We start from the raw sequence: 16973 nt of genomic DNA, 5'->3' as shown, positions 1-16973 counted from the left end.
CTTATTCTGCCAGGGCGATTGGCCCTATTTCATCGAACACGTCGCCTGGGCCTGGGTTCTCCGGGTGGGTGCTGCCACCGAAGTGATTCATGATGCCCCATACCGCGTTGAGCGAGGTTTGTACCGCGCCTTCGACCCAGGCGGGCGTCCACGATACATCATCACCCGCGATGAAGATCCCGCGTTGTTCGGCGGGCATATCCTTCTGCATGAAGTGCGCATACATCCGCTGGTTATAGCGATAGTGACCGGGCAAGGCGCCTTTGAAGGCCCCGAGGAAATGCGGATCGGCCTCCCAGGACACGGTGATCGGGTCGCCGATGATGCGCGCCTTGATATCAACGTTGGGGTAGATCTTCTTCAGCGCATCGAGGGCCAGTTTCACCCGCTTGTCGATAGGCTGGGGCAGCATCTTCAGTGCGTCGCTCATCCACGAGTAGGACAGGCAGATCACCCCCGGCTTGTCGTCACCGTTATCGAACAGGTAGGTGCCCCGGGTCAGGCGGTCGGTGAGGGTCATGCTCATCAGGTCGCGGCCGGTTTGCGGGTCTTTGTCTTTCCAGAATGGGCGATCAACCATCACGAAGGTTTTCGATGACTGCATGTAGCGAGTGCGATCCAGGGCCATCCACATTTTTTGTGAGAACAGGGTTTCGTCGCATTCGATCTGTGTGGTCAGCAGCCAACTCTGGCAGGTGGTCAGCACCGCCGCGTATTCGCGCGTGTCGCCATAGTTGTCGGTAACAGCAAAGCGGCCATCGGCGGCGTGGGCAATGCGCTTCACGCCTGCCCGTGGTGCGCCTCTATGCAACGAGCTCAGGCTGGTGCCGGCCGGCCAATGGGCGCAGCGCTCTGGCACATGGCGCCAGATGCCCATGGGCACTTGTGCCACGCCACCGACGATCAGGTGTTGATGATCATCGCAGTTGGTCATTACCACACGGAAGATTTCCAGCATGGAGTTGGGAAAGTCAGAGTCCCAACCGCCGGTGCCGAAACCGACCTGGCCAAACACCTCGCGGTGGTGGAAGGACAATTTGGCGAAGGCTTTGGAGGTGGCGACGAAGTCGTAGAAGGTACGGTCATCCCACAGCGGCACGAGCTTGTTCCACAGTTCCTTGAGCCGTGGCACGTCGCGGTCGCGGATTGCCTGCTGGATATCGCCGAACTGCGAACCGGCCTCCAAGGCGTCGGCCCAGGCATCGGCGACTTCCTGGAACAGTGCCGGTAAATCGGAGAGTTTTTGCGCATAGTGAGTCTGGCCTTCCAGATCGATCACGGTGCTGCCGGACGCCGGTGTCAGCGGGTTGGGAAAGGGCTTGGTCTCCAGTCCAAGTTTGTCCACGTAATGGTAGAACGCCGTGGACGATACCGGGAACCGCATGCCGCCCAACTCGGCGATGATGCCTTCGGCGCCTTCAAAGGCCTGCGAGCGCAAGCGGCCACCCATCTTCGAGGCTTCATACACAACGGGCTTGAGCCCGAGTTTCATCAGCTCGTAGGCCGCAACCAGGCCCGCGATCCCGGCGCCGACGATCGCCACTTCGGCGCCATGATTGGCCGCAGGAATACTGCCCAGCCCGGCGGGGTGTTCGATCCAGTCATCAAAGGCAAACGGGAAGTCCGGGCCGAAAATGGTGATGGGTTTCTTACCGTCGCCCGGGTGGCGATTGGGCTTGCTGAGGGTGCTGGACGGAATGCTCATGGCTGACCTTACTGACGGCTCGGCGGGAGGAGGGCCCGTTGAGTATAGGAAAAGATGGCAGCCAGTTTAGGGAGCGTTGCGCTCGTTAATAAGACGCAATGTGTCGTCGGATTGTACTGGTTTTAGTCAATATGACGAAGGTAGTGATCAGATTGGTTGTCCGCGATCCAATTTGTTACTGAGGATGATCGAGGTGGTGGTTTTTTCCACGCCGTCAACACTGCCGATCTGGTCCAGCAATTGGTCCAGTTGCTCTGGCGAATCGGTGCGCAGCCAAGCCACGTAATCGAACTCTCCACTTACCGCGCACAACTGCTGCACTTGCGCCATGGCGCTCAGCCTGCGCAACACCTCTTTGCCCGAACGGGGTTGCACGGTAATGCCCACATAAGCTTGCAACCCCCCATCCGCAACGCGCTGGCCCAGGCGCACGCCGTAACCGGTGATGACCTGGGTTTTCTCCAGGCGGGCCAGACGCGACGTGACGGTGGTGCGCGCGATGCCCAACTGCCTGGCGAGCATGGCCACGCTTTCACGGGCGTTGAGCTGCAGGGCGGCGATCAGTTGGCGGTCGATTTCGTCTAGGGCGGGCAAGGGGGGCTCCAGTGCGGGGGCAATGAGCAAGCATGGTACAGGCTTGGCCTGGCTGAAAGAACCGTGATGCCAGATACGCAAAAGCCGCGCAATGCGCGGCTTTTTTTGGTGCGCCAGGCATGGCGCGTTGCGCGCAAGCGCAACCAGCTTGGCTGTGGTGGCCACGCTGGTGACTGGGAGGTGAAAGTCCTCTACACACCCGGCAAGGGGAAGTGTTAGCCAGAGGCAAGGGTGTCGCGGGTGACTGCGAATCTGAAGGAAGCCCGAGGCAAAATGCTGGCCTGACGAACAGGAAGCGGATAGAGGCGGCGCAGCGGGGTAAGAAGGCCAAAATCTTCAAAGCCCAATACTTGCACGGAACGCTGTGACGTAGATCCGACAGGCATAAGCAGGAAGGTCGCGCGAATTACCCTGGGAGATCTGCACGTTTGCCAGTGTGCTACCGAGCGTCGAGAGGCGATGGGATGAGCGTGCAGAAGTCAGCCGAAGCCGTAGTAAGTGGCGAATAACCGCGCCACCAAGGGCCGAACAGGTTATGCCGCCAGTAGGCGTCAGAGTCTCGTTGAATACCGAAATGCAGAAATTTCTCCAAGAGAAGACTGTGACTCCGAGTCCCGGACAGAATCCGAGGATGACGGCTGACAGCGCAAAGGTATCGACGGCATCTGTGACGTGGACGAACGCGGAGCCGGACACGCTGATGGCGCGGGTGCTTGCACCGGCCAACCTCAGACGTGCGTATCAGCGCGTGGTCAGCAACAAGGGCGCGCCGGGTGCCGATGGCATGACGGTCGACGACTTGGCGGACTACGTGAATCAGTATTGGCCGATCCTCCAGAGGAGGTTGCTGGCCGGCGAATACCACCCGCAAGGTGTACGCGCCGTCGACATCCCCAAACCCAAAGGCGGCACCCGACAACTGGGCATTCCCTGCGTCGTGGATCGCCTGATCCAACAGGCACTGCTGCAACAGCTCACGCCGATCTTCGACCCGCTGTTTTCGGATTACAGCTACGGCTTCCGTCCGGGCAGAAGCGCCCACCAAGCCATCGAGACAGCCCGCGCCCATGTGGCGGCAGGGCATCGCTGGTGCGTGGAACTCGATCTTGAGAAATTCTTTGACCGGGTCAACCACGATCTCCTGATGGCGTACGTGGCGCGCCAAATCGTAGATAAACGCGTGCTCAGACTGATCCGGCGGTACCTCCAAGCCGGTGAGATGTCGGGTGGGATCGCCAGCCGACGGCAGGAAGGGACGCCGCAAGGCGGCCCGCTCTCGCCGTTGCTGTCGAACATCCTGCTCAACGAACTCGACCGCGAGCTGGAACGGCGGGGTCATCGCTTCGTGCGTTATGCCGACGATGCGAACATCTATGTGCGCAGCCCTCGTGCTGGCGAACGAGTGATGGCCAGTGTTGAGCGCTTCCTGAATCAGCGCCTGAAACTAACGCTGAATCGGGATAAGAGCCGAGTAGCCGGGTCTTGGATGTGTGATTACTTGGGTTACGGGATGAGCTGGCATCAGCAACCGAGACTGAGAGTGGCGACGATGAGCCTGGGTCGCTTGCGCGACCGGCTCAGAGAGCTGCTACGTAAAGCGCGGGGCCACAAGGTGGCGACTGTCATCGAGCGGATAAACCCCGTGCTGCGCGGATGGGCGGGCTACTTCAAGCTGAGCCAGAGCAGACGGCCACTTGAGGAATTGGACGGCTGGGTGCGTCACAAGCTTCGCTGTATCGTCTGGCGTCAATGGAAGCGGCCCTCTACGAGGGCGCGCAACTTGATACGCTTGGGACTTAATGCGGCGCGGGCGTGGAAATCGGCAGTCAATGGCCGAGGCCCATGGTGGAACTCGGGAGCGCCCCATATGAATCAGGCGTTGCCGAAGAAGCTGTGGGACCGCCTCGGGCTGGTCTCGATACTGGATACGATAAACCGACTTAACCGTATAACCTGAACCGCCGTATACGGAACCGTACGTACGGTGGTGTGAGAGGACGGCGGATGTGAATCCGCCTCCTACTCGATTGTGGTGGGCCCAGTAGGACTCGAACCTACGACCAAGGGATTATGAGTCCCCTGCTCTAACCAACTGAGCTATAGGCCCTCAGTAGGTCGCGGATTATAGCGATGGTTTGTTCACTGTGCCATCCGAAAAATCCTTGTGCCGTGTACGAAGGAAGCTGGCGGCAAAAAGCTCCGGCGGCAGGGGCAGGCTGACGATGTAGCCTTGCATCTGTTCACACCCCTCGCTTGCGAGGAATGCTTGTTGCGCCGGAGTCTCCACGCCTTCGGCGATGATGGTGAATTGCATGCTGTGGCCGAGGGCGATGATGGCGCGCACGATGGCTGCATCGTGAGGGTCGTCGGGCAAGCCGCGCACGAAGGATTGGTCGATTTTGAGGAAGTCCAGGGGCAGGCGTTTGAGGTAGCTGAGGGACGAGTAGCCGGTGCCGAAATCATCGATCGCCAATTGGACGCCCAGGCGCTTGAGTTGGTGCAACACCGCGAGCGCTTCTTCGGCTTGGCTCATGATGAAGTTTTCGGTGATTTCCAGTTGCAGGCAGCCGGGTTCGAGGCGGTAATCGTGCAGCAGTTGTTCGATGCGTGATAGCAGGTTGGGGTGACGCAGTTGCGCGCCTGCGAGGTTGACCGACAGGGGGCCGAAATCCTCGAAAGCCGCTTGCCAGGCGTGCAGCTGCCGGCAGGCCTGTTCCAGTACCCAGTCGCCGATTTGCAGGATCATGCCGTTCTCTTCGGCCAAGGCGATAAAGTGTTCGGGCGGGACGTCGCCCAGAGTCGGGTGGTGCCAGCGGATCAAGGCTTCGGCGCCGATCAGTTGTTGGGTGACCAGGTTGCGCTTGGGTTGGTAATACAGGCTCAATTCTTCACGTTCGATGGCGCGGCGCAGTTCGTGCTCCAGCGCTACGCGTTCATTGGCTTGGGCAGTCAGGTCGCGGGTATAGCGCTCGACCCGGTTACGCCCCTTGGCCTTGGAGCGATACATTGCGGCGTCGGCATTTTTGACCAGGGTGGCGACGTCGGTACCGTCTTGCGGATACAGGCTGGTGCCGATACTGGCGCTGATAAAGAACTCATGCTCGCCGGCTTGGAATGGCGGGGTAAAACAGTCGAGCAGTTTGTTCGCCAAGTGCTGGGCGTCGCTGGCCTGTTGCAAGCCGGGCAACAGGATAATGAATTCGTCGCCGCCCAAGCGAGCAACGGTGTCTACGTCCCGCAACTGCTCCTTGAGGCGTACGGCGATGTCTTTGAGCAGCAGGTCGCCGACCGGGTGGCCGAGGCTGTCGTTGATGTGTTTGAAGCGATCAAGGTCGAGAAACAACACCGCGCCCTGTTTACCACTTTCTTGCTGGCCGTTGAGTGCGGCCTGCAGCCGGTTTTCAAACAGGGTGCGGTTGGGCAGGCCGGTCAATGGGTCGTGGTGGGCCTGATAATCCAGGCGTGCCTGGGCCAGCTTGAGGCTGGAGATGTCGGCGAACACGGCAACGAAGTGCGTGACCAATTGCTCGCGGTTACGCACGGCGCTGATGGTCAGCCAGCTCGGATACACCTCGCCGTTCTTGCGGCGGTTGGAGATCTCTCCTTGCCAATGACCGTGGGCCGTCAACTGGTGCCACATCGCCGCATAGAACGCGCTGTCATGCAGGCCGGAGGCGAGCAGGCGCGGGGTATGGCCAAGGGCTTCAACCTCGCTGTAGCCGGTTATCTCAGTGAAGGCGCGGTTGACGGCGCTGATGTTCTGCCGTGTGTCGGTGATCAAGACGCCTTCGGCGGTGCTTTCGAACACCGTGGCGGCCTGCTGCAGTTTTTCCTGCATCAACTGGCGTTCGGTGATGTCCCGGGCGATGGTCAGCATGCAATCTTCGTCGCCAATCGGCAGTGGGCGGCTGGACACTTCGCACAGGCGAATCTGGCCGTCGGCACGACGGATATGACAGATGAAATCGCGGACAAAGCCGTCGCGCTGCATCAACTCCAGCATGTGCTTGCGTTCGTTGAGGTCGACCCAGATGCCTAGGTCCAGGGTTGATTGGTCAAGTGAGGAGGCGCTGGTGAAGCCGGTCAGGTGGCTGAAACCTTCGTTCACTTCAATCAGCAGGCCATCGCTTTGGCGACTCAGTAGTAAACCGTCGGGGGAAGCATGGAATGCCTTGGCGAATTTCTCTTCGGAGGTTTGCAGCTGCTGTTGGGTTTCCTTGAGCTCGGTGATATCGCGCACCACCACCACCAGGGCTTCAGTGGTATCGAGTTGGAACGGCTCAGCTGAGATCAGCCCGGTAAATGCCTGACCATTGCTGCGCAGAAAGGACATTTCCAGGTTACGGATACTGGTGGTCTGTACCCGCTGCAGCAAATCCGGACCGACGCCCTGAATGCCCCATATATTCAGATCTGAGGCGGTTTTGCCTACCACCTCGTCGGCGCGCAGCCCAATCTGGTCCTCGAATGCCTTGTTGACCTCCAGCAGGCAGCCATCAGACAACTGGGCAATCACCAGGATGTCCGGGCACTGCTGAAACACCGAGGCAAATTTCTGCTCGGACAGTTGCAGGGCTTCCTCGGTGCGCTTGGCTTCGCTGATGTCGATCATCAGGCCGCGCAGCACTGGCTCGTGGCCGTGTTCGATCAGGCTGACAATGTCACGTACCCACAGACAGCGGCCATCAGCGGTGATGACCCGGTAATCAATGCTGTGATCACGGTTAGCGCGAGTTTCCCGATAGCAATAGGCCTCGGCGCGGGTCAGGTCGGCGGGGTGGATGATGTTGCGCCAGAAGCCTGGAATCAGCCAATGGGCGCGGGGATAACCGAGCAGGTCTTCGGCATGGGGCGACACGTAGCTGTAGGTGAAATCGCTGATGCTTGCTTCCCAGGCGATGGCGGACAAGCTCTCCACCAAGCCGCGATAGTGGTACTCGCTGCTTCGCAGTTCTTGTTCAAGGGCGACCCGGCGAGAAATTTCCGAACTGAGCCGGCGATTGATCCGAATAACGATGGCCAGCACCGTACTCAATAGCAGCACCGCTGGCAGGCCGTACGTGAGCAAGTCAGCCCAGAAGGTGCGGTGATCGGTGAAGCTGCCGACCCAATGTTGCTGGATTGCATCCGTTTCGGCTGAGCTGAGGTCGGCGAGGACTTTGTCCAGGATGCCCACCAGGATTTTTTCATCCCGCGGGACACCCATCGCCAGTTGGTAGCGGTAGGGCGTTTCGCCGCTGACGTATAAACCGTCGAGCTTGAGTTGGCGCAGGCTCCAGACGCTGGAGGCGAGGTCGCCGACCACGGCATCCACTTCATCGGTGGCCAGGGCTTGCAGCGTCGAACTGACGTTGGGCAGGGCGACCAGATTCAGGTCCGGATGGTGGGTGCGGAGCAATTCATGGGGCGCGTAGTTTTCCACCACGGCAATTTTAAGCCCGTACAGATCCTTGAGGCTGCGTGGTTTCGCGCCGCCTTCATGTGCCAGGATGACGATTGGAAAGTCGAGATAGGGGCGTGTGAACGCCAGGAAGTTTTGGCGTTCGGGGGTGGACATGATGCCAGGCAGCAGGTCGAGCTGATTATTGCGGGCTTGTTCAAGCACCGCAGTCCAGTTAACCGGTTCGATCAGTTTGATACGCACACCCAGGCGGTCCTGGAGCAGGCGTACGTAATCGGCTGCCAAGCCCTGATATCGGCCATTTTCATCGCGATATTCAAAAGGTGGCCAAGACGCATCCACGCCTAGGCGCAGCTCCTGATGGTCCGCCAACCAGCTACGCTCATCATCCGTAAGAGTCAACGCGCCAGCCGTTGCGGTCCAGGTCAGCAGCGACAGCAGTATCACGGTCGGCAATCTGGGCATAACGGTCTCGTTATGGCACGGGGAATGTCTCGAGTGTAGACGGGCATTGTGAGGGCGGGGTGGTGCGGGGCAGTTAATCTGTGCAAAGCAATCGGTAGAAAGCAAAACCCCCGGCCTGGGCCGGGGGTTCTGGTATCACTCGTCGAGGAAGGAGCGCAGATGCTCGCTTCGCGTCGGGTGGCGCAACTTGCGCAGCGCCTTGGCTTCGATCTGACGGATCCGCTCACGGGTCACGTCAAACTGCTTACCGACTTCCTCAAGGGTGTGGTCGGTATTCATGTCGATGCCGAAACGCATGCGCAGTACCTTGGCTTCACGGGCAGTGAGGCCGGACAGTACGTCGCGAGTCGCTTCTTTCAAGCTCTCAACAGTGGCGACATCGATTGGCGACTGCATGGTCGAGTCTTCGATGAAGTCACCCAGATGGGAGTCTTCGTCATCACCAATCGGTGTTTCCATGGAGATCGGCTCTTTAGCGATCTTCAATACCTTGCGGATTTTATCCTCAGGCATTTCCATGCGTTCGCCCAGCTCTTCCGGGGTCGGTTCGCGGCCCATTTCCTGCAACATCTGCCGGGAAATGCGGTTGAGCTTGTTGATGGTCTCGATCATATGCACCGGAATACGGATGGTGCGGGCCTGGTCGGCGATCGAGCGAGTGATCGCCTGACGGATCCACCAGGTGGCATAAGTCGAGAACTTGTAGCCGCGACGGTATTCGAACTTGTCCACCGCTTTCATCAAGCCGATGTTGCCTTCCTGGATCAGATCAAGGAATTGCAGGCCCCGGTTGGTGTACTTCTTGGCGATGGAGATCACCAGACGCAAGTTCGCTTCAACCATCTCTTTCTTCGCGCGGCGGGCCTTGGCCTCACCGATCGACATGCGACGGTTGATGTCTTTGATTTCTGCAATGGTCAGGCCGGTTTCGGCCTCAAGCGCGGTCAGCTTCTGCTGGCAACGGATGATATCGGGCTGCAGGCGACCGATGGCTTCGGCGTATTTCGCCTTGCCCTTGGCCAGTGCGTCGCTCCAGCTTTCGTCAACTTCGTTGCCCGGGAACTGGCGCAGGAAATCGGTACGCGGCATGCGCGCATCACGCACACAGAGCTGCATGATCGCACGCTCTTGTGCACGCAGACGCTCAAGGGCGCTGCGAACACGCTCAACCAGGCCTTCGAATTGCTTGGGCACCAGCTTGATTGGCATGAACAGCTCAGCCAGGGCCACCAGCTCGGCAATCGCCTGCTTGTTGCCACGACCGTGCTTCTTCAGGGCCTTGCGGGTGATTTCCATTTGATCGGAAACCGCACCGAAGCGCTGGGCAGCGATGACCGGGTCTGGACCGCTTTCGGCTTCTTCTTCGTCGTCGCTGCTTTCAGCTTCGTCGTCGTCGGAGTCGTCGTCCGCTTTTGCGGCTTTCGCATCAACAGGCGGCGGTACTTCGGCGGCAGGCGGCGCAATGCCGTCGTCCGGGTCGATATAACCGCTCAGGACGTCAGACAGGCGGCCACCTTCGGTGGTGACGCGAGTGTACTCGGAGAGAATGTGGTCAACCGTGCCAGGGAAGTGCGCAATGGCGCCCATCACTTCACGTATGCCCTCTTCGATACGCTTGGCGATTTCGATCTCGCCTTCGCGTGTCAGCAGCTCGACGGTACCCATTTCGCGCATATACATGCGCACAGGGTCTGTCGTGCGACCGATATCGGTCTCCACCGCAGCCAACGCGGCGGCAGCTTCTTCAGCGGCGGCTTCGTCGGTATCGGCGTCGGCCAGCATAAGGGAATCCTTATCTGGCGCAGTTTCGAATACGTTGATCCCCATGTCGTTAATCATGCGGATGATGTCTTCCACCTGCTCAGGATCTGAAATATCCTCAGGCAGGTGGTCGTTGACCTCCGCGTAAGTCAGGTAACCCTGCTCACGACCAAGAAGTATCAACTCTTTGATACGAGACTGCTGTTGCGCTTTTCCGGACATAACACCCTATCCACTGAAGGTCTTGGCGGGCAAAAAACAAGCCGAGGATTATACCCGAGCTATGACCTCACACGCCAGCTGAGGTCGGGTTTGATGCGTAAACATTCTGTTTTAAGAGGTCGCGCATCTGTTTTGCTATCTGAATTTGCTCTTCAGCCGATAATCCCGGCTGCCTTGCTCTCTTGATAAGTTCGTCGAGGGTCTGAGTGTGTTGACCCGCGGATAACCTATTAATGGTGTCTAAAAACTGTTGTTCAAGGTTGTCGCCGTCAATTAGCCACTCCTTTTCCGCCAGTGCCCGCAATAAACGGCCCTGTTCCGTGCCATGCCAGCGAGCCATCAACTGGATTGAGTTTAGCTTAGGGTTTTTCTGCACGGCTTCGATCAGTGCAATAAGCACCTGAGCATAGGTATTGCTCTCGTTGGCAAAGTGGTCGGCACTTTCAACCTTGCCGGCCAATTGTGGGTGGTGAATCAGTGTGCGCAGTGCAATCAGTGTGGGGGCTTCCACCGCTACGGGCGTGCGTGGCGCGTAGGCTTCATCGCGATCACCGCGCTTGCCGTTTTTGCTCCACGGCTTTTTATCCCACTTCTTGCCACCTGCGCCGGGCTTCTTTGGCGTCCATTCCTGCTGGGGCGCGAAGGCCTCCTGAGGTTGGTGGAAGTCGGCATAGTCCGACATGGCGTCGTAATCCATGCCGGGGTCGTAGGCTGGCGGCGCCTCTTGCGGGGCGCTGTGCACCAGCTGGCTGACGGCTTCACCGCTCAGACCGGTGATCTCCAGCAGGCGCTGGCGCATCAGTGTGCGCAAATTGGCGCCGGGGACTTTGTCGATCAGCGGCGCCGCAAGGGTGGCCATATGGGCCTTACCCTCCAGGGAGCGCGGGTCGGCTTCTTCGGTCAGTTGCTGGAAAAAATAATCCGCCAGCGGCTGTGCATGTTGATTGATGCGTGCACGGAACGCATCGGTACCTTCCGAGCGCACCAGCGTGTCCGGGTCTTCGCCTTCGGGCAGGAACAGGAAGCGTGCGCGACGCCCATCCTGCAGGCTCGACAGCGTGGCTTCGAGCGCGCGCCAGGCGGCGTTGCGGCCAGCCTGGTCGCCGTCGAAGCAAAACAGCACGCTGGGCACGACACGGAACAGGCGCTTCAGATGTTCTTCGCTGGTGGCGGTGCCGAGGGTCGCGACCGCGTTGCGCAGGCCTTGTTGGGCCAGGGCGATCACGTCCATATAACCCTCAACCACGATGATTTCGTCGAGGTTGCGGTTGTTCTTGCGCGCTTCGAACAGGCCGTAGAGTTCCTGGCCTTTGTGAAACACCGGGGTCTCCGGGGAGTTCAGGTACTTGGGTTTGTCATCACCAAGCACGCGGCCGCCAAAGGCGATGATGCGGCCACGGCTGTCGCGGATCGGGAACATCACGCGGTCGCGGAAGCGGTCATAGCGCTTGCCGGTCTCGGCGTTTTCCACCAGCAGGCCGGCGTCGATCATGGCCTTTTGCTGGAGGGTGTCGTTGCTAAGGTGTTTATACAGATTGTCCCAGCCCGGCGGAGCGAAGCCGAGACCGAAGTCCCGAGCGATTTCGCCGGTGAGGCCGCGGCCTTTGAGGTAGTCGACAGCGGCCTTGCGCTGCGGATGGCTCTTGAGTGCCTGGCGGTAAAAGTCGGCGGCAGCGGTAAGCAGCGGGTACAGCGGCGAATCGGTGGGTTGTCGGGGTTTGTGCGGGCGGCCACTTTCTTCGCGGGGCACTTCCATTCCTGCGGCTTTAGCCAAGTCCTCGACAGCCTGGGGGAAGTCCAGGTTGTCGTGGTCCATCAGGAAACCCAGGGCATTCCCGCCCGCCCCGCAACCGAAGCAGTAATAGAACTGCTTGTCGGGGCTGACGCTGAAGGATGGGGTTTTTTCTTTATGGAACGGGCAGCAGGCGGTGTAGTTTTTGCCGGCTTTTTTCAGCTGTACGCGTGAGCTGACAACATCGACGATGTCGGTGCGGTTCAGAAGGTCGTCAATAAAGCTCTGGGGAATCAGCCCGGCCATGGCGTTCTCGTCATCACTGCGTGTAAATGAGGACCCGTGAGGTGTTCAAGCGCACGTATAGGGGGCTTGATCATCATCGTCTGCATGGGTCATCAGGAAGTGTATCTGCCGAATATTCACTGAGGGTAGTTTCTGATCAGTCTTCGGCATGGAAATGTTGCCCGGGCGTCCGGTCTTGGCCAATGGCAGCCTCGGAAACGCATCGATGGGCACAGCCGACACGGTTGATCGTCTGTTTGAAGAATAGGTGTGCTCGTCAGTAGCCTTGTTAGGCTCGTCAGAAGAGACGTGCACCGCTGGCAAAAGAGCCAGCCCTGACGTGTGAAGCAGTGTCTCGGTCGCGTGTGCGGCGTCGACGGTGAAGCATCAAGCGATATCCGCAAATGCCAACAGCCCGGCTGAGGGCCGGGCTTGGCAGAAGCTTGCTACGAACGTCTGTGTATTAGTACAGACGAACGGCGCGGCGCTGTTCGCGCTGAACTTTCTTAGCGTGACGCTTAACAGCGGCTGCTGCTTTGCGCTTACGCTCAGAAGTTGGCTTCTCATAAAATTCGCGGCTACGAACTTCAGCCAGAACACCGGCTTTTTCGCAGGAGCGCTTGAAACGACGCAGAGCTACGTCGAAGGGTTCGTTCTCTTTTACTTTGACGGCTGGCATCCAGAGCTACCTTCTTTCATTACCGGGAATCAACGTTCTCGTCGCAAAAAATTCGCGGCTGAGGTCGTCGGTTTTTAAGGGTTGCGGATGTTAACCCCTCATTGCCCGGAATGCAAAGCCTCTGATCGAAAACCGCTAGTCGGGAGGGGGAGTGGCGACTATTATGCGCGCCTTCGAATTCAGCCTCTACAAGGCGCAAACCCATGCTAGTACTGGGACTTGAAACCTCCTGCGACGAAACCGGAGTCGCACTATACGACAGTGAACGCGGGCTTTTGGCCGATGCACTGTTCAGTCAGATCGACCTGCATCGCGCCTATGGCGGCGTGGTGCCGGAGCTTGCCAGCCGCGATCACGTCAAGCGCATGCTGCCATTGATCCGCCAGGTGCTGGATGAGGCCGGTTGTGTGGCAACCGAGATCGATGCCATTGCCTATACGGCAGGGCCCGGATTGGTCGGAGCCCTGCTGGTTGGGGCCTCTTGCGCCCAGGCGCTGGCCTTTGCCTGGGGTATTCCTGCTCTTGGTGTGCACCATATGGAAGGCCACTTATTGGCGCCCATGCTGGAAAAAACACCGCCGGAGTTCCCGTTCGTCGCTTTGTTGGTTTCGGGCGGGCATACGCAGCTGGTTCAGGTGGATGGGATCGGTCAATACACACTGTTGGGCGAGTCGCTGGACGATGCCGCCGGTGAAGCGTTCGACAAAACCGCGAAGATGATGGGGCTTAATTATCCGGGGGGGCCGGAAATCGCCCGCCTTGCCGAAAACGGCGTTGCCGGTCGCTACACCTTCCCGCGCCCGATGTGTGATCGTCCTGGCTTGATGTTCAGTTTCAGCGGTTTGAAAACCTCTGCCTTGAACACCTGGCAGCAGAGCGTCAGCGCCGGGGACGACGGCCAGCAAGCCCGTTGCGACATCGCGCTGGCGTTCCAGCAGGCTGTGGTGGAGACTTTGACCATCAAGTGCAAGCGCGCCCTGAAACAGGCGGACATGAAGCGGCTGGTGATCGCAGGCGGCGTCAGCGCCAACAAGGCGTTGCGCAGTTCCCTGGAAAAAATGCTCGGCGACATGAATGGCAACGTGTTTTACGCACGCCCTGAGTTCTGCACTGACAACGGCGCGATGATTGCCTACGCCGGTTGCCAGCGCTTGCAGGCCGGGCAGCACGAAAGCCTGGCGATCAGCGTGCAGGCGCGCTGGCCGATGGAGCAATTGCCGCCGTTGTAAGGTTCAAGGGCACCGGGTCCAGGCGGGGTATTTAAAAATGCCGTTCGCGCCCGGCAAACAGGTCGCGTAGATTGCCGCGGTGGCGCCAGACGATCAGCAGTGTCAGCACGCTCATCGGTAGCAGCGCTTCTGGTTCCTGCCAGGCCAGCAGCGGCAGGGTCAGCGGCGTGGCAATCAGCGCGGCCAGCGAGCTGGTGCGGGTCAGGTAGAACGTCAGCAGCCAGGCGAGCATGGCCAGTAACGCCGCAGGGGGGTAAATGCCCAGCAGCATGCCGGCCGCCGTGGCGACGCCCTTGCCGCCGCGAAAGCGGAAGTACAACGGGAACAGGTGGCCCAGGACGGCACACAGGCCCACCCAGGCTTGCTGTTGCAAGCTAAGGCCGACGAGGCTGGCGATGAGCACGGGCAGCAGGCCCTTGCAGACGTCGCCCAGCAAGGTCAGGACGGCGAGTTTCTTGCCGGCCAGGCGCAACATATTGGTGGCGCCGGCATTGCCTGAGCCACTCATTCGCGGATCGGGATTTCCCGTCAAGCGGCTGAGCAAAATGGCGAAGGACAGCGAGCCGAGCAGGTAGGCGAAAATCGCCAGTGACCAAAACATGCTAACTATTCCGGGCGAGGACGCCCTGATTCTAACGGGGCATCGCGCCCTTGTCGTGCTGCGGAGAAAAGTGCTTGGACAGAGTGTTTATCGAAGGCCTGGAAGTCGACACCGTGATCGGGGCTTACGACTGGGAGCGCGGAATCCGGCAATGCCTGCGCCTGGACCTGAGCTTCGCCTGGGATAATCGCCCAGCTGCGGCAGGTGACGACCTGACCCTGGCACTGGATTACGCCAGGGTGTCTGCGCGTATCCAGGCCTTTGCCGAGCATTCCCAGTACCAACTGGTGGAAACCTTTGCCGAGCGTCTGGCCGAAGTGCTGATGAGTGAGTTCCAGATTCCCTGGCTGCACCTCAAGTTGACCAAGCCCGGCGCGGTACCGGCTGCCAAGGGCGTGGGCGTGGAGATCGAGCGCGGATGTCGTTGACTCAGGTTTACCTCGGGCTTGGCAGCAATATCGACCGCGAGGCTCGTCTACGCGCCGGCTTGGATGCGTTGGCGGGCTTCTTGACGGATATGCGCTGTTCGGCGGTGTTCGAAAGCCAGCCGGTGGGGATCAAAAGTGGGCCGTTTTTCAATCTGGTGGTGTCGGCTTATACCGACCTGCCGTTGATGGAACTCGATCGCCGGTTGAAATCCATCGAGGCCGACAACGGCCGCTACGCGCCCGACCGCAAAGGCCTGCCGCTGGATATCGATGTGTTGTTGTATGGCGATTGGGTGGGCAATTTCGATGGCTTGATCTTGCCGCGAGCCGAAATTCTGAAAAACGCCTTTGTGTTGTGGCCGCTGTCGATGATGGCGCCGGAGCGTCTGCACCCGGAGGCGGGCAAGACAATGGCCGAGTTGTGGCGAGACGCGCAAATTGATCAGGTATTGGCGCCTGTGGCGTTCGAGTGGCAGGGTCAGCCACTCACGCCACAAGCTCTTTTGTAGGAGCCGAGCGTGCTCGCGAAAAACCTGAGGGCGCTGCGTCATCGTTGAGGTTCTTCGCGAGCAAGCTCGCTCCTACAAGGGCTTTTGCTGTTCTTTGTAGGCTTTAAGCGCCTTGAGCCGTTCGCGCTTGAGCGCCTCGCCCAGTTCGGGGCCTTTGAAACCCTTTTCTAGCAGCGGCGCGACCGGCACTTCGCGTGCCACCTTTGCCGCTCCGCGCAAATAATCGGCCTGTGGATAACTGCGTTGCTCAAAACCCTCGCGGCCACGAGCGTCCATTTCGCAGGCCGCCACGAACTCTTCAAAGCGTTGCGGCCGACGGTACACGTCGAAGCTTTGCAGCAACTCCAGCAACGTCGAGGCCTTGAGTTCAAGCGCGCGATGCCCGTGAGTATGATATTGCCCCACCAGCAACGCCAACTCCTGGCAATCCCTGGGCACCTTGAAACGCTCGTTCACCGCTTTGATCAGCTTCAGGCCGCGTTGCTCGTGGGCAATATGCTGAGGCAACTTATCCACAGGCGTCAGGCCTTTGCCCAGGTCGTGCAGCAGGCAAGCCCAGCGCACGCTCAGCGGTTGCTTGTGCAGGGCTGCTTGCTGCAGCACGCTCAAGGTATGCACGCCGGTGTCTATTTCCGGGTGGTGAGCTGCGGGCTGCGGCACCCCGAACAGCGCATCCACCTCCGGCATCAAGGTATTCAGTGCGTCGCAGTCACGCAGTACTTGGATAAATACCTGGGGTTGATCTTCCATCAGCGCCCGTGAGATTTCCTTCCAACTGCGCTCGGGGGTAAGGGCCTCCAACTCGCCGGACTCACTGAGTTGGCGCATTAATTCGAGGGTCTCAGGGGCGACTGTGAAGCCGAGAGGCGCATAGCGCGCGGCGAAACGCGCAACGCGTAGTACGCGGAGGGGATCTTCGGCGAACGCGGGAGAAACATGCCGTAAAAGACGCGCTTCAAGATCGCGTTGTCCCTGATAAGGATCAGTCAGGTTACCCTCGTCATCCTCCGCCATGGCATTGATGGTCAGGTCACGCCGGATCAGGTCTTCTTCCAGCGTAACGTCGGGGCTCGCATGGAATATAAAGCCACCGTAACCCCGGCCATTCTTGCGTTCGGTGCGAGCGAGGGCGTATTCGTCACCGTTTTTCGGATCGAGAAACACCGGAAAATCGGCGCCCACCGGTTTATAACCCTTGGCGAGCATCTCTTCAGCCGTCGCGCCAACGACGACGCGGTCTATATCGGTGACCTCGATGCCCAGAAGGCGATCACGCACGGCGCCGCCGACTTTGTAGATTTTCATGAAAAAGCCTCCATTAGCGGCACAGGATAACGCCTGAGCCTGGCCAATGGAGGCTTT

At 59.5% G+C, this 16973-nt stretch carries 12 protein-coding genes and 1 tRNA gene; 4 read left to right on the top strand and 9 right to left on the bottom strand.

Annotated features, from left to right (window positions below):
* Position 1: 1 nt before the first annotated feature.
* Positions 2-1705 (bottom strand): flavin monoamine oxidase family protein, encoded by a 1704-nt coding sequence (locus RHM69_RS18355; protein ID WP_014720191.1) that lies wholly within the window; start codon positions 1703-1705, stop codon positions 2-4.
* A gap of 147 nt (positions 1706-1852) precedes the next feature.
* Positions 1853-2299 carry an Lrp/AsnC family transcriptional regulator gene (locus RHM69_RS18350; RefSeq protein WP_003194755.1) on the bottom strand — a complete coding sequence of 149 codons (447 nt, stop codon included), beginning with the start codon at positions 2297-2299 and terminating at the stop codon, positions 1853-1855.
* 535 nt (positions 2300-2834) lie between these two features.
* Here RHM69_RS18350 and ltrA point away from each other — a divergent pair.
* A complete protein-coding gene (gene ltrA / locus RHM69_RS18345) occupies positions 2835-4256 on the top strand; it encodes a group II intron reverse transcriptase/maturase (RefSeq protein WP_011805433.1) in 1422 nt (473 codons plus the stop codon).
* Positions 4257-4329: 73 nt separating this feature from the next.
* Here the strand turns inward: ltrA and RHM69_RS18340 are convergent.
* The 5 genes from RHM69_RS18340 to rpsU form a co-directional block, all read right to left on the bottom strand.
* Positions 4330-4406, bottom strand: a tRNA-Ile gene (locus RHM69_RS18340).
* A gap of 15 nt (positions 4407-4421) precedes the next feature.
* Positions 4422-8165, bottom strand: a complete 3744-nt coding sequence (locus RHM69_RS18335) for a bifunctional diguanylate cyclase/phosphodiesterase (RefSeq protein ID WP_103451810.1) — start codon at positions 8163-8165, stop codon at positions 4422-4424.
* 135 nt (positions 8166-8300) lie between these two features.
* The gene (gene rpoD / locus RHM69_RS18330; protein WP_014720189.1) at positions 8301-10148 is read right to left on the bottom strand and encodes an RNA polymerase sigma factor RpoD; all 1848 of its coding nucleotides are present in this window, start codon (positions 10146-10148) and stop codon (positions 8301-8303) included.
* 67 nt (positions 10149-10215) lie between these two features.
* Complete coding sequence (gene dnaG, locus RHM69_RS18325) at positions 10216-12186, bottom strand: DNA primase (RefSeq protein ID WP_200600074.1); 1971 nt, start codon at positions 12184-12186, stop codon at positions 10216-10218.
* A 442-nt stretch (positions 12187-12628) separates the two neighbouring features.
* Positions 12629-12844, bottom strand: coding sequence for a 30S ribosomal protein S21 (gene rpsU, locus RHM69_RS18320; protein WP_002551877.1), 216 nt, complete (start codon positions 12842-12844; stop codon positions 12629-12631).
* A 203-nt stretch (positions 12845-13047) separates the two neighbouring features.
* Between rpsU and tsaD the strand changes: the two genes are divergently transcribed.
* A complete protein-coding gene (gene tsaD / locus RHM69_RS18315; RefSeq protein ID WP_058410099.1) occupies positions 13048-14073 on the top strand; it encodes a tRNA (adenosine(37)-N6)-threonylcarbamoyltransferase complex transferase subunit TsaD in 1026 nt (341 codons plus the stop codon).
* Between the two features lie 31 nt (positions 14074-14104).
* Here tsaD and plsY read toward each other — a convergent pair whose 3' ends face one another.
* Positions 14105-14674 carry a glycerol-3-phosphate 1-O-acyltransferase PlsY gene (gene plsY, locus RHM69_RS18310; protein ID WP_014720187.1) on the bottom strand — a complete coding sequence of 190 codons (570 nt, stop codon included), beginning with the start codon at positions 14672-14674 and terminating at the stop codon, positions 14105-14107.
* Between the two features lie 74 nt (positions 14675-14748).
* Between plsY and folB the strand changes: the two genes are divergently transcribed.
* Complete coding sequence (folB, locus tag RHM69_RS18305; protein WP_014720186.1) at positions 14749-15102, top strand: dihydroneopterin aldolase; 354 nt, start codon at positions 14749-14751, stop codon at positions 15100-15102.
* Complete coding sequence (gene folK, locus RHM69_RS18300) at positions 15093-15611, top strand: 2-amino-4-hydroxy-6-hydroxymethyldihydropteridine diphosphokinase (protein WP_200600072.1); 519 nt, start codon at positions 15093-15095, stop codon at positions 15609-15611. The genes folB and folK overlap by 10 nt, the downstream gene beginning before the upstream one ends.
* 72 nt (positions 15612-15683) lie before the next feature.
* Here folK and RHM69_RS18295 read toward each other — a convergent pair whose 3' ends face one another.
* Positions 15684-16916, bottom strand: a complete 1233-nt coding sequence (locus RHM69_RS18295) for a multifunctional CCA addition/repair protein (protein ID WP_200600070.1) — start codon at positions 16914-16916, stop codon at positions 15684-15686.
* Positions 16917-16973: the final 57 nt, after the last annotated feature.

Source organism: Pseudomonas sp. CCI1.1, assembly GCF_034348165.1.
Taxonomy (GTDB): domain Bacteria; phylum Pseudomonadota; class Gammaproteobacteria; order Pseudomonadales; family Pseudomonadaceae; genus Aquipseudomonas; species Aquipseudomonas paracarnis.
Note: the sequence above shows the minus strand (reverse complement) of the source record. Positions and strands in the feature narration are given on the sequence as shown.